This window comes from Streptomyces thermoalcalitolerans (genome assembly GCF_039525155.1).
Taxonomy (GTDB): domain Bacteria; phylum Actinomycetota; class Actinomycetes; order Streptomycetales; family Streptomycetaceae; genus Streptomyces; species Streptomyces thermovulgaris.
In genome coordinates this window covers 1-20,962 of record NZ_BAAAHG010000045.1, presented here as the reverse complement: position 1 = coordinate 20,962, position 20,962 = coordinate 1, and the positions used below count along the sequence as shown (strand labels likewise).

22 protein-coding genes are annotated in these 20,962 nt (G+C 67.5%); 10 read left to right on the top strand and 12 right to left on the bottom strand.

Features of this window, described 5'->3' with window-relative positions; all coding sequences use genetic code 11:
- The first annotated feature begins 53 nt into the window (after positions 1-53).
- A complete protein-coding gene (locus ABD224_RS22405) occupies positions 54-554 on the top strand; it encodes a GbsR/MarR family transcriptional regulator (RefSeq protein ID WP_344052693.1) in 501 nt (166 codons plus the stop codon).
- A 9-nt stretch (positions 555-563) separates the two neighbouring features.
- Here the strand turns inward: ABD224_RS22405 and ABD224_RS22400 are convergent, their stop codons facing one another.
- Positions 564-1,421 (bottom strand): diacylglycerol kinase, encoded by an 858-nt coding sequence (locus tag ABD224_RS22400; RefSeq protein ID WP_344052691.1) that lies wholly within the window; start codon positions 1,419-1,421, stop codon positions 564-566.
- Positions 1,422-1,619: 198 nt separating this feature from the next.
- On the opposite strand from ABD224_RS22400, the gene ABD224_RS22395 reads away from it, so the two are divergent.
- The 7 genes from ABD224_RS22395 to ABD224_RS22365 all read left to right on the top strand — a co-directional run bounded on the left by ABD224_RS22395 (position 1,620) and on the right by ABD224_RS22365 (position 5,572).
- A complete protein-coding gene (locus tag ABD224_RS22395) occupies positions 1,620-2,903 on the top strand; it encodes an adenylosuccinate synthase (RefSeq protein WP_344052689.1) in 1,284 nt (427 codons plus the stop codon).
- A 95-nt stretch (positions 2,904-2,998) separates the two neighbouring features.
- Positions 2,999-3,280, top strand: coding sequence for a helix-turn-helix domain-containing protein (locus ABD224_RS22390; RefSeq protein WP_344052686.1), 282 nt, complete (start codon positions 2,999-3,001; stop codon positions 3,278-3,280).
- A gap of 11 nt (positions 3,281-3,291) precedes the next feature.
- Positions 3,292-3,483: a DUF397 domain-containing protein gene (locus ABD224_RS22385; protein WP_344052684.1), complete on the top strand. Its 192-nt coding sequence runs from the start codon at positions 3,292-3,294 to the stop codon at positions 3,481-3,483.
- Between the two features lie 207 nt (positions 3,484-3,690).
- Positions 3,691-4,545, top strand: a complete 855-nt coding sequence (locus ABD224_RS22380; protein ID WP_344052682.1) for a helix-turn-helix domain-containing protein — start codon at positions 3,691-3,693, stop codon at positions 4,543-4,545.
- Positions 4,546-4,559: 14 nt separating this feature from the next.
- Positions 4,560-4,748 carry a DUF397 domain-containing protein gene (locus ABD224_RS22375; RefSeq protein WP_344052680.1) on the top strand — a complete coding sequence of 63 codons (189 nt, stop codon included), beginning with the start codon at positions 4,560-4,562 and terminating at the stop codon, positions 4,746-4,748.
- A gap of 138 nt (positions 4,749-4,886) precedes the next feature.
- A complete protein-coding gene (locus ABD224_RS22370; RefSeq protein WP_344052678.1) occupies positions 4,887-5,294 on the top strand; it encodes a hypothetical protein in 408 nt (135 codons plus the stop codon).
- Entirely contained in the window at positions 5,294-5,572 is a 279-nt protein-coding gene (locus tag ABD224_RS22365) for a hypothetical protein (protein WP_344052676.1), read from the top strand. Before ABD224_RS22370 ends, ABD224_RS22365 begins: the two co-directional genes overlap by 1 nt.
- Positions 5,573-5,750: 178 nt before the next feature.
- Here ABD224_RS22365 and ABD224_RS22360 read toward each other — a convergent pair whose 3' ends face one another.
- The 3 genes from ABD224_RS22360 to ABD224_RS22350 all read right to left on the bottom strand — a co-directional run bounded on the left by ABD224_RS22360 (position 5,751) and on the right by ABD224_RS22350 (position 9,881).
- On the bottom strand, positions 5,751-7,160 hold the full coding sequence (locus ABD224_RS22360; protein ID WP_344052674.1) for a DUF6177 family protein: 1,410 nt from the start codon (positions 7,158-7,160) through the stop codon (positions 5,751-5,753).
- A 128-nt stretch (positions 7,161-7,288) separates the two neighbouring features.
- Positions 7,289-7,942: a pentapeptide repeat-containing protein gene (locus ABD224_RS22355; RefSeq protein WP_344052672.1), complete on the bottom strand. Its 654-nt coding sequence runs from the start codon at positions 7,940-7,942 to the stop codon at positions 7,289-7,291.
- Positions 7,908-9,881, bottom strand: a complete 1,974-nt coding sequence (locus ABD224_RS22350) for a hypothetical protein (protein WP_344052670.1) — start codon at positions 9,879-9,881, stop codon at positions 7,908-7,910. Before ABD224_RS22350 ends, ABD224_RS22355 begins: the two co-directional genes overlap by 35 nt.
- Positions 9,882-10,274: 393 nt before the next feature.
- Here ABD224_RS22350 and ABD224_RS22345 point away from each other — a divergent pair, with 393 nt between their 5' ends.
- Positions 10,275-11,213, top strand: a complete 939-nt coding sequence (locus ABD224_RS22345; protein WP_344052668.1) for a phosphotransferase family protein — start codon at positions 10,275-10,277, stop codon at positions 11,211-11,213.
- On the opposite strand, the gene ABD224_RS22340 is transcribed toward ABD224_RS22345, so the two are convergent.
- From ABD224_RS22340 to ABD224_RS22320, 5 genes are all read right to left on the bottom strand, one after another.
- Positions 11,174-12,466, bottom strand: coding sequence for an ATP-grasp domain-containing protein (locus ABD224_RS22340; RefSeq protein WP_344052666.1), 1,293 nt, complete (start codon positions 12,464-12,466; stop codon positions 11,174-11,176). The two genes, ABD224_RS22345 and ABD224_RS22340, sit on opposite strands and share 40 nt — an antisense overlap.
- Positions 12,463-13,611, bottom strand: coding sequence for a glycine amidinotransferase (locus ABD224_RS22335; protein ID WP_344052664.1), 1,149 nt, complete (start codon positions 13,609-13,611; stop codon positions 12,463-12,465). The genes ABD224_RS22340 and ABD224_RS22335 overlap by 4 nt, the downstream gene beginning before the upstream one ends.
- A gap of 29 nt (positions 13,612-13,640) precedes the next feature.
- On the bottom strand, positions 13,641-14,612 hold the full coding sequence (locus tag ABD224_RS22330; RefSeq protein ID WP_344052662.1) for an aspartyl/asparaginyl beta-hydroxylase domain-containing protein: 972 nt from the start codon (positions 14,610-14,612) through the stop codon (positions 13,641-13,643).
- A 14-nt stretch (positions 14,613-14,626) separates the two neighbouring features.
- Positions 14,627-16,036 carry a preATP grasp domain-containing protein gene (locus ABD224_RS22325; protein ID WP_344052660.1) on the bottom strand — a complete coding sequence of 470 codons (1,410 nt, stop codon included), beginning with the start codon at positions 16,034-16,036 and terminating at the stop codon, positions 14,627-14,629.
- A 74-nt stretch (positions 16,037-16,110) separates the two neighbouring features.
- Positions 16,111-17,274, bottom strand: a complete 1,164-nt coding sequence (locus ABD224_RS22320; RefSeq protein WP_344052657.1) for a cytochrome P450 — start codon at positions 17,272-17,274, stop codon at positions 16,111-16,113.
- A 346-nt stretch (positions 17,275-17,620) separates the two neighbouring features.
- Between ABD224_RS22320 and ABD224_RS22315 the strand changes: the two genes are divergently transcribed.
- Positions 17,621-18,940 carry a helix-turn-helix domain-containing protein gene (locus ABD224_RS22315; protein WP_344052655.1) on the top strand — a complete coding sequence of 440 codons (1,320 nt, stop codon included), beginning with the start codon at positions 17,621-17,623 and terminating at the stop codon, positions 18,938-18,940.
- Between the two features lie 155 nt (positions 18,941-19,095).
- Here ABD224_RS22315 and ABD224_RS22310 read toward each other — a convergent pair whose 3' ends face one another.
- From ABD224_RS22310 to ABD224_RS22300, 3 genes are all read right to left on the bottom strand, one after another.
- The gene (locus ABD224_RS22310; protein ID WP_344052653.1) at positions 19,096-19,572 is read right to left on the bottom strand and encodes a pentapeptide repeat-containing protein; all 477 of its coding nucleotides are present in this window, start codon (positions 19,570-19,572) and stop codon (positions 19,096-19,098) included.
- Positions 19,573-19,784: 212 nt separating this feature from the next.
- The gene (locus tag ABD224_RS22305) at positions 19,785-20,414 is read right to left on the bottom strand and encodes a hypothetical protein (protein ID WP_344052651.1); all 630 of its coding nucleotides are present in this window, start codon (positions 20,412-20,414) and stop codon (positions 19,785-19,787) included.
- The gene (locus tag ABD224_RS22300) at positions 20,386-20,772 is read right to left on the bottom strand and encodes a hypothetical protein (protein ID WP_344052649.1); all 387 of its coding nucleotides are present in this window, start codon (positions 20,770-20,772) and stop codon (positions 20,386-20,388) included. Before ABD224_RS22300 ends, ABD224_RS22305 begins: the two co-directional genes overlap by 29 nt.
- Between the last annotated feature and the right edge of the window lie 190 nt (positions 20,773-20,962).

Genomic DNA, 20,962 nt, shown 5'->3' with positions numbered 1-20,962 from the left:
TCAGAAATTTGTGAAGTTAAGAAATAGGATGAACTCCGACTAGGCTGGACGGCATGGCGGAGTCGAAGACGGTGGAGCGGGACCCCGAGACGGTGTCGCGGTTCGTGGAACACTTCGCGGCCCAGCTCGTCGAGGCGGGCGTGCCGCGCATGCCGGCCCGGGTCTTCGCCGCGCTGCTCGCCTCCGACTCGGGCGCCCTGACCTCCGCCGAGCTGAGCGGCCAGCTGAAGATCAGCCCCGCGGCCGTCTCCGGCGCGGTGCGCTACCTCTCCCAGGTGCACCTGGTGTCACGGGAGCGGGAACCCGGCTCCCGCCGGGAGCGCTACCGGGTGCACAGCGATCAGTGGTACGAGGCGCTCACCAACCGCCAGTCGCTCATCAAACGGTGGCAGGACGCCCTGCGCCAGGGCGTCGCCGGCCTGGGCGAGGAGACCCCCGCGGGGCGCAGGCTGGCCGAGACGCTGGTCTTCTTCGAGTTCGTCGAGCGGGACGTGGCGGGGATCATGGAGCGGTGGCGCGCGTACCGGGAGAAGCACCTGGGCGGGGCGGTGTGAGGCCCGGCGTCACCGCGCCGCGGCCGGCAGCACGAGCCGCCAGGCGTCCTCCCGCACCCGCCAGGTCCGGGTCCGTACCGGCCCCGACACCACCGCGTCCGCCCGGTACCGGAAGTCCGCGCCCGCGACGGTCACCGTGCGCCCCCGCGCCAGCAGGGGGGAGGCCTCCGCGCCGGGTCCCGACAGGGGCCGGACCTCCACCGCCGCCCTTCCGGAGCCCTCGGGCGTGACCGTCACCGCCTCCACCGGCTGGTCCAGGTCCACGACCGTCGTCCCGTCGACCTCCACACGCAGCCGGGCGGGCCCCGTCCCGTTCGTCGTCCGGGGCGGACGGGCCACCAGCGTCCGCACCAGGGACTGGCAGGTCCGCAGCCACGGGTGTCCGGCCCCCGCCGGGACGGCCGTGGCCCCCGCCGGGGCGCTGTGCGGGGAGACCGGCGGGATCCGCAGCGTCCCCAGCACCACGCCGTCGCTGTCGTCGACGAGCAGATCCCGCCGCCGCTCGACGCCGTCCAGCACCGCCCGTGCCGCCGCCACCACCCCCGTCGGCACACCGAGCGAGTGGGCCAGGGACACGGCACCCCCGACCGGTACGACCGACAGCGCGTACGCGGCCAGTTCCCGCTGCCGGTGCAGCACCGACACCGCCCGCAGCAGCGCCCTGTCGTCACCGATCACCACCGGCCGCCGGGCACCGCGCCGCGTCAGCGCGCGGGCGAACTCCTCCGGCCCCTCCGGCAGACACACCTTGAGGACGGCACCCCCGCTGAGCACGTCCTTCGCAATGCGTACGGATTCCCCGTCCGTCCGCCGGGCGACCGGGTCAATGACCACCAGCAGCTGATCGGACGTGGGATGAGTCGCCACCTCGGTCCTGCCTCGCTTCCTCGGGTAGCATCTTTGTGCAAGAGCCCCTTTGCGCGATTGCGCCCGGGGGCTTCGTCTATTCCGGGGCATCCGGTCCGATGGGTCGTACGGCTCGGCCGTGGTCGCGGAAGTACGTGACCGTGAGCCCGCGTACGCCCCTGACCTTGGACATGCCCCGCCCGGAAGGGGTGTACGCGCGTGCCCGCACTTGTGCTGCTCGGTGCTCAGTGGGGTGACGAGGGGAAGGGGAAGGCCACCGACCTGCTCGGTGGTTCGGTGGACTATGTAGTGCGCTACCAGGGCGGCAACAACGCCGGCCACACCGTCGTCGTCGGTGACCAGAAGTACGCACTGCACCTCCTTCCTTCCGGCATCCTGTCACCCGGTTGTATTCCGGTCATCGGCAATGGCGTCGTGATCGACCCGTCGGTCCTGCTCTCCGAGCTGAGCGGTCTGAACGAGCGTGGTGTCGACACCTCCAAGCTGCTGATCAGCGGCAACGCACACATCATCACGCCGTACAACGTCACCCTCGACAAGGTGACGGAACGCTTCCTCGGCAAGCGCAAGATCGGCACCACGGGCCGGGGCATCGGCCCGACCTACGCGGACAAGATCAACCGTGTCGGCATCCGGGTGCAGGATCTGTACGACGAGTCGATCCTCACCCAGAAGGTGGAGGCGGCCCTCGACGTCAAGAACCAGATCCTCACCAAGCTCTACAACCGGCGCGCGATCGCCGTGAACCAGGTGGTCGAGGAGCTGCTGGGCTACGCCGAGCAGATCAAACCGTACGTCGCCGACACGGTCCTGATCCTCAACCAGGCGCTGGACGAGGACAAGGTGGTCCTCTTCGAGGGCGGACAGGGAACGCTGCTGGACATCGACCACGGCACCTATCCCTTCGTCACCTCCTCCAACCCGACCGCGGGCGGCGCCTGCACCGGCACCGGCGTCGGCCCGACCAGGATCAGCCGTGTCATCGGCATCCTGAAGGCCTACACCACCCGCGTCGGCGCCGGTCCCTTCCCGACCGAGCTGTTCGACGAGGACGGCGAGGCGCTGCGCCGCATCGGCGGCGAGCGGGGCGTGACGACCGGCCGCGACCGCCGCTGCGGCTGGTTCGACGCGGTGATCGCCCGCTACGCCACCCGCGTCAACGGCCTGACCGACTTCTTCCTCACCAAGCTCGACGTCCTGTCCGGCTGGGAGCGGATCCCGGTCTGCGTCGCCTACGAGATCGACGGCTGGCGCGTGGAGGAACTCCCGTACTCGCAGAGCGACTTCCACCACGCCAAGCCGGTCTACGAGTACCTGCCCGGCTGGCAGGAGGACATCACCAAGGCCAAGACCTTCTCCGACCTGCCGAAGAACGCGCAGAACTACGTCAAGGCCCTGGAGGAGATGTCCGGCGCCCCGATCTCCGCGATCGGCGTGGGCCCGGGCCGCGACGAGACGATCCAGATCAACCCGTTTCTGTAGGCGTCACCCGTCGGGAGATTTGACAGGACGGCCGGTGCGGTGAACCGTACCGGCCGTTCCGCATCGTCGAAAGCGGTGACAGGGGGAGCTGCCCGATGCCCGTACGCAAGCCGCCCACCGAACGACAGCGTCGTCTGGGTGCCGAGTTGCGCACAATGCGCGAGCACATCGGCATGTCCATCAACGAGGCCGCCGCCCTGCACCGTACGGACCGCACGACGGTCAGCAACACGGAGTCGGCCCGCTCGGGCGTGAGTTTCCCGCACGCCGAGACCTGCCTGGCGAACCACCGCACCGTTCTCGACCGGATGCGGGAACGGGCCCTGGAACCCAGCGGGTCCCTCGACTTCATCCGGCGGGTGGCACAAGAGACCTGAGGCAGGAGCAGGTGGAACTTCACTGGCAGAAGTCGTCCTTCTCGGCGGACACCGGAAGCTGCATAGAGATCGCCGAGCAGGGCGACCGGATCTTTCTGAGGGAGAGCGACGACCCGGAGGTCGTCGTACGGACCACGCGCCGCAAGCTGCGAGCCTTCCTGGAAGGGGCGAAGGCCGGCGAGTTCGACCGCTTCACGACGTAGTACACGGAAATATGCGAATTCGGATCTCCGCGATCGGCGTGGGCTGGGCCGCGACGAGACAATCCAGATCAACTCGTTTCTGTAGGCGTCGCCCGTCGGGAGATGTGGCAGGACGGCCGGTGCGGTGAACCGTACCGGCCGTTCCGCATTGATCCGCCTGGTGGAAAGATGGTCGGCCGGGCAGTTTGGAGCCAAGGAGGAGACTTCGTGCCGGTCCGGAAGCCACCGACCGCTCGACAGCGGAGGCTCGGGATCGAGCTTCGCCGGATGCGTGAGCACGTCGGGCTCTCCCTCACCGAGGCCGCCGCGCTGCACCGTGTGGACAAGACGGCGATCAGCAACACCGAGTCCGCCCGGTTCGGTGTGAGCGCCGACCGAGTGCGGGTGTGGGCGGCCAACTACTCCTGTCCCGATCCCGCCTACGTCGACGCACTTGCGGACATGGCCAAGGAGCGGTCCGGCTCCCACTGGTGGGACGAGTTCAGGGGCTCCATCGCCTCCTACATGCTCGATCTGGCCGAACTGGAGCATCACGCCACTGCGCTTCGGCACGTGCAGATCACGCATCTGCCCGGTCTGCTCCAGCACGAGGACTACGCCCGTGCCGTGTTCAGGGAGGCCGTACCGCCGCTGTCCCTCGAGGCGTTGGACCTCCAGGTCGCCTTCCGCATGCGTCGCCAGAAGCTGTTGGACCGCGCGGATCCGCCTCCTTGTTCCTTTCTCCTCCATGAAGCCGCGCTGCGGATGCTCTTTGGTGGACCGGATGTCGTGCGACGGCAGTTGGAGCACTTGCTGGAGCAGTCGGAGCGGGAGACGGTGACGCTCCGCGTGGTGCCCTTCTCGGCGGGAGGGTTCCCGAGCGCGGGCAGTTCGACCATGTACGCCTGCGGTCCTGTGCGGCAGCTCGACACCGTGCAGATCGACGTGCCGAACGGAGTCACGTTCCTGGACTCGGAGACGCATCTGACGAACTACCGCGCTGTACTGGACCGCGTGGAGCAGCGGTCCCTGGAGCCGGGCCCTTCCCGCGACTTCATCCACAAGGTGTTGCAGGAACTGTGAGAGCGTGAATCAGCATGGACATCCAATGGCGCAAATCGTCATATTCCGAACAGTCCGGCAACTGCCTGGAGTTGGCGACGGCCGGCGATCTGGTGCTTGTCAGGGAGAGCGACGAGCCCGATGTCGTCGTCAGGACCACGCGCGCCAAGCTCGCGGCCTTCCTCGCCGGGGCCAAGGCGGGGGAGTTCGACGACCTGCTCTGACGGCATCAATGTTGATGAGGCAGCACTGTTGACGCTAGCCTGACTTCGTGCGGTAGTCAGGCGATTACCGCATGCAAAAAGTGCCCCGGTGGTGCGCCATCACCCCGGGGCCAGCCAACGCTGCCAAGGAGCGTCAGCATGCCCAAGCCTATTTGGTGTGCCGTGGAACGAACACGTGCCCTGATCCTGCCCCTTCTGTCCCTTCTCCTTCCAGCCACCGGCCGACGCCGCAGGCCGGGACGACCGAGACACGCACCCGCATCCCCGCGCACCCTGTCCGGACTGCGCCTGCTGATCCGCCACACCGCCGTACCTGGACTGTGCGCCGCCCTTCCGGCCAGGCCCCGCACCCGGACCAGGTCCGAAACCTCGGCTCCTCTCCAGGACACCGGCCCCCTTGTACGCCCCTACCTGCTCGCCCATGAACGCTGGCAACGGCAGGAGGAACGCCGCGCCGCACTCGTCCTGGCGCTCGAAGGGATCGACGTGGGCCCCTGGGTGATCCACGGCCACCGGGTCGGCGCTCCCGTGGGGGCGGCGGCCTGATGAGCAGCACGACACCGAACGCCCGGGTCCAGGTGAGCCGTGTCCCCAGCAAACCGGTCCGCCGGCGGGACGACGGAACCATCGCCATCGACCTGTGGCTGCGCCGCGACGGGGTCTTCGACGCGGACGTGGCACTGCACCTCACGCCCGCCGAGGCCGAACTGCTCCACGCCCAGCTGTGCTACGCGCTCGCCGACGAGCCCGTGACCACCCCCGCGCGCCACACCCCGGACTGCCGCAAACCCTCGATCGGCAGCCCCGGAGCCCACTGGCCGTAGGCACGGCTTCCGCACGGGTGGGCGGTATGGGAGGGAACGCGCTGCCCGAGCGCCCACCCAGACTGCCCATGTGCCTGCATTCACCCGCTGTGTATGAGTGCGGAATACCTGGCCGGGGGACTTCCCGTCGGGTGGATTGCCTGGTCCGTGTTCTGCCACTGCACCTGCCCCTCAGGGCTCAAGCTGCTTTTCCGGCCTTGAGATGAGTGGTGAGCCTTTGCAGAGCCGTCCATGCCTGAGCATCGGTTCCGTCGCCCAGCGGGTAATACAGGGCCGGGCGTGATTGCGGGCCCAGCAGCCGGGGGCGTACGGCCATGGGCGGTCGACGGGTGTGATCGAGGCCGGTGGTGCGAACGTCCCGGGCGCCGAGGGTGAAAGAGACCGGGATTGGCGGGGCCTCCAGGCACGGTGGCAGGGTCAGATCAGCGCGGGCCGCGCGCAGAGTGGTGAGCATCGTCGCCAGCTCGTGCTCCTCGACCAGCGTGGTGGCGAGCGGTTCGAGGGCGTCCAGTGGAACGTCCTCGGTGGACTTGTATCCCAGCGTGAGCGTGATCTCCTGTGCGATACCCGCCGTCGTACGCGAGACGCGGAGGGTGGCGAGGGCCGGGCGGGCCGGATCGCCGACCGCGAGGAGATGCGTCGGCGCGGGAGAGCGGTCCCGGGCCAGGTCCGTCAACTGGCGGGGTGACCAAGGCAGGTTGACCGGCTCCGCGGTGCCCCAGCCGGCGGGTGGCGCGCCCGTCAGGTGCCGCCAGGCTGCCTCCAGCCCGAGACCGAGGGTCAGATCGGCGTCGGGGGCGTGGACCGTGCGGAAGGAGACGGTGAGCTGGCGTTCCTGTGTGGGCGCGGACCGCTGAGTGAAGGCTTCGGCGACCGTGCCGCCGTCGGCGGAGAACGTGCCGTCCCGCCAGACGAGCCGGGCGCCGGACAGGCCGTCGTAGTAGCCGCCCTCCGGATCCTGGACCACCCACCGGTTGGGCGCGCCCGCCAGCGCCTGCCGCAGGGGAAGGGTGAGACGGGTGTGGGCGGGAGTGACCAGGTGCAGGGCGCGGTTCGCGGCGGCCGTCGTGCGCAGCACGTCGGACAGCCAGGTGGTGAGGGCGAGGACGGGACGCTCGGAGAGGACGACGGCCGTCGACTCGGTCAGGATGTCGACGGAGAGGGCGGCGAGGGTGTCCTGTTCCTCTGATTCCGGCTGCGGGATGTCGGGGACGGACACCGTGCATGTCGTGGCGGCGCCGTGTGGCCACACTGTGCCGCCCAGCAGAGTCGTCAGACGCCCGCAGACCGAACCCGCGAGTTGCTCGGCTTCCGGAGCGGCGGTCGTGGCGCGGGTCTCTGTCCACCAGTAGGGCGGCGTGGGCGCGGACACCTCGGGACCGAGGAGACGTTCGGCCTCACCCGGTGTGTGGACAAGCAGCGGAGCCTCGACGGAGACCAGAGGACGGCCGGTACGCGTGCACAGCCGAATGACGGCACCGTCCTGGTCGGTGGCCAGACCCAGCTCGGGGCCACCCGCGAAGAGACCGGCCAGCAGAGAACGGGTGTCCGGCATCTTCGGGGTGAGGGCTACGACTTCTTTGGTCATGCGGGGGCTCCGGCAGGTATGTGGGCGGACGCTGTCATTCCACCGTTATTGATGACTGAGGCATCTGGGTGGCGGCCTGGCCCGGCAGGAATCGTGCGGGAGTCCATTTCCTGCGTTCTGCCATTAGGTCACGCCCCGCGTGGAGTGAGGACACGCAGGTTTCCTCCCCTGCTGTGAATCCATTGTTCCAGCGTTTCTCCGGACAGCTCGCGCGACGTTTGCCCTTCAATGATGATCGCTGGACCGAACACTGTTCCGCTTGCGCCTTCCAGCCTGGTCTTCTCGTCCAGCAGCACCTCGAACGAGTTTTCCTCGAAAACGGCGTCTCGCAGATCGGCGTTGCGGAAGTTTGTGTTGATGAGGAAGGTGTCCGCAAATTTGGTTCCGCAGCAGCTCGCCCCGGAGGCGTCGACGTCACACAACGAAGCCTTTATGAGTTCAGCTCCGTCCAGCACTGCATTTACCAGTATTGCGTTGTCCATGTTGGTGCGCACCAGAGAGCAGCGCGTGAGATCGGCTCCGGTGAAATCGGCGCCCTGTGCGTCGGAGCGGTAGAGATCTGCGCCGACAAGCTTTGTATTCACTAGCCTTGCGTCAGTGAGCCATGACTCCGAGAAGTTGCCGTGAGAAAGGTCGGCGCCACTCAGGTCGATCCCGACCGCATCAAGGCCGCCCTCTTCTTCAAGCCATTCCTGAAGTCGCTGCGCAGCAGCCTTATCTGGCGGAAATCTAGAAGGGAGCCAGCCGTTACGGGTACCAGATGACATCATCTGTCCAGCCATTCCTTTCAACGATTGATTTGATGTCGTCGATCGCTGCCTGGTTCGCGTTCCTGACATCTAGGATGACGATTCTGTTTTTGTCGACAATCTGCTGTCGAAGTTTCTTGACCCATGTCCCATTATTGGCCGGATCATATGCGCCGCGAAACGGCTGTGACTTGTCGCGTACGTTATTGAAAGGAGGCCAGTCTGAGTGTACGCCTTTTATGTCGTAGTAGCGACCCGTGCTGGGCGAGTAGAACTCACCGTTTCCGTATTGTGAAGGTCGCTGGATGTCATGGGGGAGACGTCCCTGCTCGCGAAGATCCAGTCCCACTCGCGCCTCGTCCTGCGACGATGGGGTTATGCCCCCATTCTTATCGGGATCACGCTGCAGCGAGTCGAAATCCTCCGCGTTCCGTTGTTCGACCTCCTCTAGGTGCCCCCAGTGCGCGGCGCGCTCCTCAGGGGTCATCTCGGGCAACGGTTCGTTGGCACGCGGCGCGTGCGGCTCCGTTCCCGTACCGGCAGCCTCCGGGCTGCTGCCAGGACTGTCCGTGTCGCCGGGTGTGTGATCGCTTCTGCCTGTCGGGTTTTCGTGCCCGTGGCCTGCTTGGTCACCGTGTCCGGTTCCGCCTGAGCCTTCATGTCCGCCGGGACCAAGGTCGGACGGACGGCCTTCGGCGCGGTGGGATGGTGGCTCATGGCCGGCGGACGGGCCGACGCCGTGCTCGTGCTCAGCCCGGGCGCCGGATTCGACCAGTTCCTCCGAGCGGTCGGTGTGGCTGGCCGAATTGAGTTCGGCGTGGTCCTTCGCAGAGAGCTCGTACGGGGCTTCACCGGCGTGCTGGCGGACGGTGCCGTCGGCGTTGAGGATGTCGCCGGTCTTGGTGTCGAGGTAGACGCGCTTGCCCGCGTTGTCTATGTATTCGACGGCATGCTCGGGTATGGAGGCGGGGCGCTCGAGGGGCGGAACCGGGTGGTCGGACGGTGTGTATCTGCCGCCGGTGACCGCCGCGTCCAGCGGAGCGGTCGGGTTGACGTTCTTGAGCCGGGTGAAGGCGTCACTCACCTTGACGAAGGTGAACTTGCCTGCCTTGCCGACGTAGGTGAGGGGGTCGACGGCCCGGCCGACCTTGCTCGCGGCCGACAGGGCACGGGCTGCCGTGGCGGTCCTGCCGGTGCCGGAGGCTGCTGCTCCGACGCCGTCGGCGCCCAGCAGGCCGAGCACGTTGAAGCCGACGGCGCCGGCCGCGCGGGACGGATTGGTCTTCCAGGTGTCCCAGGCGACGAATCCCTTGACGGTCTGCTTGCAGACGGTGCGCGAGTCACGCAGCCAGGAAGGAAGCTTGTCGTCGGGCACCAGCCACCACGTGCCGAGGGTGGCACTGGTGAGGGCCGAGGCGGTGCCCAGCTTGGCAAGGTTCTTCCACGCCTCACCCGCCGCATCCCAGCCGTCCGCGCCCACCAGGGTGCCCAGGCCGTGGATGGTGCCCATCACCCCGTCGGTCCAGAAACCGTCCCAAAGCTGTCCGGCCTGGTGGGTCACCCAGTCCCAGCCCTCGTACTCCTGCTCGACGGGCGCGCCCCAGGGGGTCTTCGCGGCACGGTCGAGGTCGTCGGCCCGGTAGCCGTACATGTTCTTGCCGTGCGAGCCGTCGTCGACGGTGAGCGTCGTTCCGCCGATCAGAGCGGTGATCTTGTTGTGGCAGGTGCGCTCGGCGGCCTGAAAAGCGGCGACCGTGTGGTTGACCTCACGCCAGAGGCGGTTGTTGGTCTCCACCTTGTCGTGGTCCTTGCGCCAGTCGTCGTCGCCGGAGACGGAGTTCACGAACGCCGTGGCCTCCGTCTTGAGCGACTCCAGTCGTTCGACCAGTGGTTTGACCGTGGAGGCGTACTCGGACAGAGCCGAGGCCACCTTCTCCAGGTCATCGGCGAACGCGTCCGACTTGCTCTTCACCGGCTGCGTGGAGGAGAACAGCTCAGTATTCGCTACAGCCCCTTCCGGACGGCTATGACCGGCTCTCCGGCTCCTGAGTCAGGTCCGGGTCACTGTGGAGCTGTGGCCCGTGTCGCCCCGTACATGGGCGGGGTGCGCCCGTGGGCGTCCGGGGACGGTCCGGGGCACCCGGATCGCGTCCACCACGGCGGTTTTCGGGCCCCAGTGCGTGCTGGGGCGCCCGTGGCGTCTGTCTGGATGTCGATGGACGTCTGTCTGGATGTCGATGGAGTCGGACAGTCGTGGCGGCGGGGCAGCATAGGTTTCTCATGAAGGAAGAGGCGTATTTGGGGTGGTGTGAGCGGAATGGACTTTCAGCCAGTTGAACGGACGGCAGGCGCGTTCCAACAGTCCTTGACCGCAGAGGAGATCGAGGCGGTGTGCCGCCGCGCCTTCGGCGATGCTGTTGTTCCTGTGTCCGCGGTCGAGCTGGGTACAGGCATGTACAACAACGTCTACCGTGTGGCTTTGGCCGGGCGGGATCGACCGGTGATTCTGCGGGTCGCGCCGACGGAAGAGCGGCAGTTTCGCAGCGAGCGGCACCTGATGAGGAACGAGCATGCCAGCCAGCCGTGGCTGGCGCCGATCGCGCATCTGATGCCGCAGGTGATTGCGGTGGACTGGACGGGGCAGGTGATCGGCCGGGACTGGATGATCCAGACTTACCTGGACGGTGTTCCGGCGCCGGAGCATCTGGGGTCCTACCCGCGCAGCACCTGGCCGGGCTTCTTCCGGCAGATGGGTGCGATCACCCGCGCTGTGCATGACGTGCGGGGACCGCATTTCGGGCCCGTGGCCGGTCCTGCCTTCGCCACGTGGAGCGAGGCGGTGATTGCGTCGCTGGAGGACATTGCCGCGGACTTGGACGGGGTGGGCCTGGACTCGGCGGACGTGCGCAAGGTCGCTGCCGCGGCCGGTCAGGGCCGGGCCGTGCTGGACGAGGTTACTGAACCCTGTCTTCTGACTGGTGACCTCTGGACGGTCAACACTCTGCTCGACCGGGACGCCGACGTGCCGACCATCAGCGGCGTGCTGGACTTCGACCGTTGCACTTTCGGGGTGCCGGAGGCGGATTGGACCATCCGTATGGCGTCGGCCAAGAGCGATGAGCGAACCGCGTTCTGGGAGGTCTATGGGCAGCTGGACCGGTCGGCGGCCGCAGTGTGGCGGTCGCGGATCTACGAGGCGAGGCACCTGGGGGCGATCCGGCTGGAGCGGTACCGGCTGGGGAAGACGGACGCAGTCGCCGAGAGCTACGGGGCGATGGCCGACCTGCTCGCCGAGTTGAGCTGATCACAGTCGTCCGGTGCGGGCGTCGGGTCGACCTGGACATGGATCTGCCGTGCGAGTGCGTCGGCCCGCTGTTCCACCTCGGCCGCGTCCGGGCCGGTGACGACGAAGCAGCCCAGCCGGTCGGCGTTGGAGGCGGCGGTGTTCACCAGGCCACCCATCGCCGCCCGCCAGCGGACGAACGGTACTCCCGGCCCCTGCTTCGGGAATCCGGTGAGAGCGGTGAGCCGTCCGGCGTGCGGGGCGGTGATGAAGCGGACGGTGGCGTGACCGTGGGCGGTGGGAGTAAGCGCGGCAGGGTGCCCCAAGGCGACGTCGAGCAGGGCCGCGAAGACGTCGATGCCGAGGGCGTGCTGGAGCAGGAGCCCGATGTGCCCGGCGCCGAGCCGAGCGGCGATCTCAATGACTGTGCATCGGCCGTCGGCGTCAATGACAACCTCGGTGTGCGAAGCGCCATGGCGGATGCCGACCGCGCGGATTGCCGCGTCCACCTCCCGGTGCACGGCCGCCTCGGTGGCCGGGGGCAGGCGGACGGGAAGGCTGTGTCCGGTCTCGACGCGGTGGGCGCCGCCGGTCACCACCTTGCGTGTGACGGCAAGGTGTGTGGTGACGGCGTTCTGGGTGATGGACTCGACGCTGTACTCGTCGCCGGCGACATACGCCTGAACCAGGATGCCTGCATTGCCCGCGTTATTGACGCCGTACCGCCCGCGCGCCACGCGGGCGGCGTTGGCGGCTGCGGCGGTGTCGGCTGGTGACGTCACCACGGTGACCCCGGCCGAGCCCGCCGCGTCGACCGGCTTGATCACGCAGGGGAGGCCGATTCTCATGTCTGCGAGCGCGTTCTGCAGATCGGTGTCATCGTGCACGAGCCGTGTGCAGGGGATGCGTACGCCGGCCGCGGTGAGCACGCCGGCCATCGCTGCCTTGTCGCGAGCTGCGTGCGCGAGGGAGGGGGCGTTGCCGGGCAGGCCGAGTTCGGCGCACACGAGCGCCGCGAGTTCGGTCAGGTACTCGTTGGCGGTGAGGACGGCGCCGACACTGCGGCGGCGGGCGTACGTGCTGATGTCCTCCACGGCCCGGTCCAGCCGGGCAAAGTCGGTGACGACCTGCCCGGCCAGTTCCGGCGCCGGTACCTGTGCGTCCGCCGTGGTGGTCGCAGCGTGGACCTGGAGGCCGCGCTTGGACGCCGCGCGGACGAGGGCGGCGGATTCCGGGCCCGCCGCGTCCAGCAGCAGCACGGCGGCGCCGGTCATGACAGGTAGTCCACGAAGCCGCCGTCCCGGTGGGTGTCCAGGGTGAAGCAGTGGAAGCCGCCGCCGAAGAGGCGACGGTGCCGGTGGCGGACGGGCACCACGTCGAAGCCCGCGTTCTCCAGAGTCTTGGCCAGGCCGGTGCAGTCCTGGTTGACGAGCACCGTGTGTTCATTGACGGACAGGACGTTGAGGTCGATGTAGGGGCTGGTGAGGACCAGGTCTTCGTCGTCGTAGACAGGGAAGTCGCCAGGGTCGGGCTCGGGTGGCACGATGTACCGCCACGAGCGCAGCGATTCGGGCATCATGTCGCGGATACCGTCGTGCCGGGCGAGGAACACGCCGGGCCGCAGGGCGAGAAGCATCGAGTCGATGTGGTTGTCCGCCATCCGCCACACCCGGTGGATGCGGTAGTCGTGGCCGAGGTGCCGCTGAAGCCAGTTGAGGCCCTGTTCGTGGTTGTTCTGGGCGACGTTGACAACCAGGTCCCGGCCCAGGCGCAGAACCTGGGCGCCGTCGAGCATCATCTCCTGGCCCACGTCGTACGGGCTGGGTTGCGGGTCCTGGATCGGCTCGGTCGGTCCGCCCAGTGTGGTGGTGGCGTCGCGAGCGTAGGAGAGATCGAACGACAGGTCGGTGAGGGTGGGGCGCGGCATCACCGTCCATTGGGCGCCAGCCTCATAGTAGGCGCGGAAGATGCCGTGGAGGAGCTGGGTCTCCAGGTACCGCGAGCGGATCGCCGGCGGCGTCTCGATGATCTGGTTTCCGAGGATCAGCGTGTTGTCGCGGATGTTCAGGGCAGGGGTGGGGGCGGCCTCCCAGCCCAGGCCCGCGATGAGGGCCGCGTCGGGCGGCAGCGGGATCGGCCGGTGCACGGTGACCCCGAGGCCGGCGAGGGTGGTGGCCAGGTTCTCGACGTCCTCGTGCAGTTCCTCGACGTACCGCTGCTTGACGGCCCAGTTCTGTCCGCGGGCGCCGGCCTGGTTCTGCGCGAGCCGGGGATAGGCCCAGTCCGAGCGGAAACCGGTCAGGTTCTCATGGTGGAACAACTCGAAGCTGACATCACGGTCGTGACCGAGGTAGTTCTCCGCAGACCCGACGATGATCTCCCTCAGCTGGGTGAAGTCCTCATAGCTGTGCAGACGCATGAAGATGCTCCTTCCGAGGTGAATACGCATCAGGAGGTGCGGGGTTCGGCGGGCACATGCCGGTCAGCGAGCGCGCGGCCACGGCGTACCCGCAGCAGCAGGCCACCGTGGTCGTCGGGCTGGAGGGTGCGCTGCTCGCTCCAGCCGGAGAACCGCCACTCGCCGTCGCCGACCGGGACGAGCGCGAAGGAGCGCTCAGCGACGGTCAAGGTGAGGACGCCGTCGGCGGTGTGGTCGAAGCGGGCGGACAGGAGGGGGCCGTCCAGTGGGGCGGATGCGTCGAAGTCGGCGAAACCGCTCGGCAGAAGCGCGTCGTACGGCAGTGCCGTGGGCCACGCAGGGGTGCCCGATGGAGCGGGTCGGTTGAGCAGGATCTCCCCGTGGGTGAACAAGTCCCGCCAGGAGTCGGGGAACCAGGTGGCGAGGTCGGCTGTGAGGAGGGCGTCGATGACCACGTGGATGCGGGTCACCGTGGGGCTGGTGTTGCGGACCAGGTGCTTGCGGGAGAAGTCGCCGTACCACAGGGTTCCCGGCTGCCAGCAGTGTTCGACGCCGTCCAGGACGAGCACCGCGTCCGGCGTGGTGACGATGGGGATGTGCAGACGCACCATGCCCCGGTCGAGCCGGTACTTGGGGTCACAGTGCGCGGTGGAGACGGCACCCGGCCCGAGGGCCATCAGCCGGACCGCGTTCAGCGGGGCCGGGATCTGGTGCAGAAGCTGGGCCAGGTAGGGCAGGTGCTGAAGCCAGCGGGTCGGCGCGAACGGCTGGGGGCCGGGGCCACCCGGGTCGGTGCGGTCCGCATCGCCGCCGAGACTGCGCAACGGCAGGACACGCCAGTCGATCGGGGCCGGCCGGCCGACCTGTCCGCCGTAGGTGTGCGTGCGCTGTACGTTCCAGGTGTGGGTGGTGACGGCCGCGAGTTCGGCGGCGAGCCGGTCCGCATCGAGATCGAAGGGAGGGGTGAGCTGGGCCGCTTCGGCGGCCGCGGTGGTGGTCATGATCGAGCTCCTGATCAGGAGGAGAAGGACACGGGCGCGTGGCCGACGTGCACACTGGCGTCGATGGCTGTAGCGGGCAGAGTCTGGAAGCGCTCGCCCAGTCGGGCGAAGGTGTCCTCGTAACCGGTGGCGGGGTCGTAGGCGATGCAGAAAACGAACTGCGCCGGCGCCCCGGGGGCGAGGGGGATCGCGGGCATCGACACGATCACCCCCGTCCGGGTGGCCGGGTCGTAGGCCAGGCCAGTCTCGTCCAGCGCGGTCAGGAACGCGGTGAAGTCGGGCACAGCCCAGGTGGGCGGGACGTGGTACTCGACCACCTGGCGGCGCGGGGTGGCGGCGACATCGACCACGCGGTGGGCGATCTGCTGGTAGATGTGCAGCGACCCGGAGACCTGCGCGTTGACCTCTGTGAACACCACACTCTGGTCGGGCAGTACCAGGGCGTCCGCGCTCAGGTGCCCGCGGTAGCCGAAAGCCCGGTATGCCTCGGCCAGGCGGGTGCCGCCATCCAGCAGGGCCGCCCGCACCCGGTCACTGACCCGGTCGAGAGGGACGACCTGGTGGCTCAGGCGTCGGCCGACGTAGAACAGGCGGCCCATTTCGGTCGGCTGAGTGCCGGTGTCGGTGGCGTAGTGCTCGGAGTACACCGCGTCTGCGCCGGGTGCGAAGGTTTCGATGACGACCGGCCACCGGCCACCGCCGCTCGCCCACGTCCAGCGCTGATCCCAGTACGCCGTGATGCCGTCCTCACCGGGCGCCAGATGGTGCAGGTGGCGTGCACCGACATGGTCCACTGCCAGCTGTGGGTCGCGTACGAGGAGCTGGTTGCCGACCCCGGCGCCGTTGTGGGCCTGCTTGACCACGACAGCCCCGCTGCCGGACGACGCCAGCAGCTCTCGGGTTGCGTTGACCGCCTCAGCGCGGCTGCGGCACACCCGGCCGGGCAGGATCGGTACCCCGGCCGCCGCCGCCAGGGCCCGGAAGTTCGCCTTGTTGTTGCCGATCTCTCCGCCGCCTTGGGCGAAGAACGCGGCTCCCGGAAAGCGGTCCGCGATGCCCAGGGAGGCGGCGAAGTGGGAGACGGAGGCGGACGGCCACAGCGCGAACACCTCGCTCACCCCGGTGGCTCCGCCCACGGTGTCGAGCGCGGCCCGCACCGTCTTTACGAAGGCGGGGTCGGTGAGCGAGGCCGGATCGAGCAGCCTGTCGCCCCACGCCCCGGCGGGCGCGACCAGGATGGTCAGCTCGCTCCGCTTCACGCCGGTGTGGGCCAGCACGTAGTCGCAGAACGCGTTGTCCGGCTCGCAGCACAGGACGAGCAGGTCACCGGGGCGGGCGAACCATAACAAGCGCTGTGTCCAGGCCCGCATGTCGCCGCGTTCACGGATCGACGGATCTATGTGGTTGCCGATGAGAATGCGCACGACGGATCTCCTGACGCAGGTGGGAGGATGCTCCGGGCGGCGGCCGCACACCGCCGTCGGGAGGAGGGAAGGGGTCAGAAGCGAAGAAGCGCGGGCAGCGTCTGATACGCCCGCATGGTCGCCGTGCGGCGCCGCACGGCGTCGCTGACAGCGATCAGCCGGGCTGGGTGGTTGGCCAGGGCCGTGACCAGGGCGCGCAGGCCTGCTTGGGCGACGGTCGTCCCGATGCAGGCGTGCGGACCCCACCCGTAGCCAAGGTGCGGGTTCGGCGCACGGTCCAGCACCAACTGATCCGCAAAGGGGAAGGCGTCCGGGTCGCGGTTGGCGGCGGCGAACAGCGGTACCACCTTCTGCCCCGGAGCGATGTCGATCCCGCCGATCCGGCACGCTCGCACCGCCGTGCGGGTGGTGCCCTGCACCGGACCGTCGAACCGCACCAGTTCGTCCACACCGGTGGCCAGCAGCGCGGCATCGCGCATCCGCTCCAGAGCATCGGGACGGGTGAGCAGGACGGCGACCGCGTTGCCGAGGGCGGCCGTCATCGTGCTGTAGCCGCCTTGGAACATGACCCTGGCGGTGTTCTTCACCAGCTGGGTCATCAGACCGGTATCCGGCGCCGCCTGCCGGACATGCTCCAGCAGGCCGGGCCGGGACGAGGCCGTGAACCATTCGTCGACCAATTTGCTCAGCCGCTGGCGGGCGATCCGCCCCGGCTCCACGAGCGACGGGTCCAGCCCGCCGTCCATGCTCCGCATGATGGTGTCCGAAACGGCAGCAAACTCGGCGTACGGCGGAGGCTCAACCCCGAGCAGGTCCGCCACCACCGCCACAGACAGCGGCACCGCGAGCTCTGCCACCACATCGAACTGTCCGGCTCCGGCCAGCTCGTCGAGCCGACTGGTCACCAGCCGGCGGGCGCGTTCCTCGATGGCCGCGAGGTCCTGGGCTCGCAGCGCCGCCATGAACAGCGACCGCACCCGGCTCAGCTGCGGCGGGTCGAGGGTCTGCACGCTCAGGCTCGGCTCCGGCACGGTGCCCCCGGTCCGCCGCGGGTCACGGGCGAAGAGGGTGTGGTCACGCAGCACCCGCACGCAGTCGGTGTACCGGGTCAGCACCCACGAGCCCATTTTCTCGTGCCAGAACACCGGCTCCGTTCGCCGCAGTTCGGCCAGTACCGGGTACGGGTCACGCAGGACCCGAGCATCCAGGGGGTCATAGCGGTTGGTCACAGGCGGCATCTCATATCCCTTTCGGAGACGGACGGGGCGGGCCGCCGTGCTGACCCGCCCCGGTACCTCGGGCTCAGTGGTCGTACGACATGGCAGCCCCCTTCCTATGCGTCGAAAGCATCGGAAATGTCCCGCCAGAGAACGGGGAGCTTGCACGGCTCCCTCGTCGATGGGCCCAGAGCGCAGTCCGGCGGACGGGACCAAGCCGGTCCGCCCGGTCTCACAGGCGCTGGGCGAGACCACGACGAGTACAGCGCCCGCAGACCGCCACGCCTAGAGTGAAGCCCTATCCCCGCCCTATCCCCGGTTTGCAGGAACCGTTCTCCGCAGCCGGCGCGGATGGTGCAATGAACAGGTGGACGACGAGATCCACCACCCACTCGCGTACGCCAGAAACCAGCGCGGCTGGTCTCAGGAGGACCTGGCCCGTCGCATCCGGCAGGCTGCTGCCCGCCGCGGCCTGCGGTCAGGCACCCGAGGGTCACGGATCTCCAAGTGGGAGACCGGCCGGGCCATCCCCGACGAAGAAGAGTCTCAGCCGCTCATCGCTGAGGTCTTCGGCATCGACTACGCGGCCGTCGCCCATCTCGGCTGGCCCAACTGGCTCCCCGGCCAGGACAAGCCGCTGCCCCTCGGCTCGCACAACGCCGTTCCCTCCCTGCGAGAGGCCCTGATGAACTCCCTGGACCGCCGGTCGTTCATCGCCTACACCAGCGGCGCCCTGGCCGGCTTTGCCCACCAGTGGGCCGTCACCGAACCGGGGCCATCCCCCCGCTGGACTCCCCGGCTCCCGGTCGACGCCGAACTACTCGACTGGTTGGAGACCACCAGTGCCGAGCTGATCCGCCTCGCCACCCAACGCCGTACGCGCACCCACCGACTGCTCAACGAACATTTGAGCACCGTCACCGACATCATCAGCGAAGGCCGCTACTCGCACTCTGCCGAACAAAGACTCCATACCCTGGCCGCATCCCTCTGCCAGGCCATTGCTTGGCAGAAGTTCGATGAGCGCCGACATGCCGCCGCCAGCCGCTTTTGGCACACAGCTCTCCACAACGCCCACACCGCCGGGCAACGTGACCTCGGGGCCGGCATCCTCTCCGATCTCGCCTATCAAATGCTGTGGCTCAAGGACGCCCGCACCGCGGCCGCGATTCTCGAACACGTCATCCCTCGCACCCAGCACCCCATCGCGCGGGCCCTTCTTCACCTTCGCCAGGCCCGCGCTCTTGCCGCACTCGATGAAGGCGGCCAGTGCCTCCAGGCCCTCACCGCTGCGGAGAAGGCCCTGAACAGCCCGTCAGGTGATCCGCCGCCCGAGTGGTGCTCATGGATGTCGCATGCCGACCTCGCAGCCGACAGCGGACGCTGTCTCGCTGAACTCGGCCAGCGCCGACAAGCTCACCGGCTCATGGAGGAAGGCATTGCCCTGCTGCCCACCACTCGTGACAAGACACGCGCTATCTTCCGCGCCTACCAGGCCGAGACCTACCTCCAGGACGGCGACCCCGAAATCGCCGCAGCGGCCGCAACGCTCTCCTTGGACCTGGCCACCCGGATCAACGCCCCTCGGTGCGTGACGATGATTCGCGACCTGGAGCCTAGCCTCTCTACTTACGCAGAGATCGCTCCTGTGGCTGAACTCCTGGAACGACTCCGCGCTACAGCCTGACCTTGGTCGTGGGTCCTTTCAGCAACTTGCTGCCGTTCGCTGCCAGGAAGTGTTTTGAATGATCTCCACCGTTATTGATGGCCCTGAGGAATCTGTGCGGCGGCCTGGCCCGGCGGGAGCCGTGGGGAGACCATTTCCCGCGTTCTGCCACCGGGTCATGCCCCGCGTGGAGTGAGGACACGCAGGTTTCCTCCTCTGCTGCGAATCCATTGCTCCAGCGCGTCCCCAGACAGCTCGCGGGATGCTTGCCCTTCAACGACGACCGCTGGACCGAACACTGTTCCGCTCGCGCCTTCCAGCTTGGTCTCCTCGTCCAGCGTCACCTTGAACGAGTTTTCCTCGAAAACGGCGTTTCGCAGATCGGCGTTGCGGAAGTTTGTGTTGATGAGGAATGTGTCTACAAATTTGGTTCCGCGGAAGCTCGCCCCGGAGCCGTCGGCATCACACAACGACGCCTTCACGAGTTCGGCTCCGTCCAGTACTGCATTTACCAGTACTGCGTTGTCCATGGTGACGCGTACCAGAGAGCAGCGTGTGAGATCGGCTCTGGTGAAGTCGGCGCCCTGTGTGTCGGAGTGGTAGAGATCCGCGCGACAAGCTTTGTGTTCACCAGCTTCGCGTCGGTGAACCATGATCCCGAGAAGTCGCCATGAGAAAGGTCGGCGCTGCTCAGGTCGATCCCGCCTGCGTCGAGTCCGCCCTCTTCTTCGAGCCATTCCCAAAGCCGCTGCGCAGCAGCCTCATCTGGTGGAAACCTGGAGGGAAACCAGCCGCTACGGGTACCAGATGACATCATATGCCCGGCCGTTCTTTTAACGATTGATTTGATGTCGTCTTTCCTTGGTTACGTGGATGTCTCCGTTTTTTCTGCGGGACAGGGCGCTGCTGGTCGGTCACTGTTGATGTGCGATGCCAGACCCAGGTTGAGCTCTGCGGTGGCCAGCAGCCGGGCGATCTCGATGGGAGGGCTGGAAAATTCCATCCTCACGATGTCGACAGGATCGATTCGGTGAGTCTGTCCGTCGAACCCGGTCGCCTCGATGACGTAGCGGTGTCCAACGGGACCTTCCGGGTCGTCTTCGAGTATCCAGCGTGCGTCGTACTTCTGGGTGAGAAAATCGGCAAGGAAAGATACCAGATCGAGGTGGAGCGTGATCCAGTCGGACTCCTCGAATTCATTCAAGGGGGCGCGGGACGCGTAGTCGTCCAGGGCCGGGATCACAGTCATCGGGTCGCGGGTGTAAACCTCTGGGGGAATGCCGAGCATGCCGGCAACTTCGATTGCGTTCCGGTGTCTGTCTTCTGCCCATTTTCGAGTGTCGGCCTCGCGTGGCCTCATTTGTTCTGCCTCCTCGGCGGTCGGGAACACAAAGCTGCCTGCCTCGATCCCGAAGCCGCCCTTGATCGAAACTTTCCGGACGGCTGCCAGCCGTCTCGGCTCAATTCTATATTCTGGCGCGGATTTCTTGTGCAATTTCCATGAGTCTTGGGATGTCTTCGTCGGGCACTGAGTGGCCGAGCTTCCTCACTCGGTCAACGAACTCGGTAGGCAGGATGACGTGATGCTTCCACACGTAGAACCAGAGGTCACCTCTCCAAACCCACTCGCCGTCAGAATAGATGGAGTCTCCTCCGAGGATTGTCCTGCCGGAGCCGAGGGCGTCATCGGATGAGCCCATGACATTGAAGAGGTCGTGACCGTTCTGGAGGTATTGAAGGATTTCCTTTTCGTCTTCGTGGGGAGACTCTCCGAGGAAATCTCGCAGGCTTCCTCTGGGAGTGCCAAAGGCGGGAGGCCATAGCTCTTCGAAATGGTCTACGATTTTCACCATACGCTTATTTCGTCAGTCGACCAGGAGTGTTTCAGGTGTATCCGATCGCTATGGACCCTGTGTTCGCTGGCGTGCTCGGGGGTGGAAGCGGGGCACTGAGGTTTTCTCAGCGAAATAATCTTCGTGAAGTGGGTTGATCGGGGCGTCGGGGGCTGGAGCGGACAGCGGCGGCCCGGCTGTGGGCAGACGT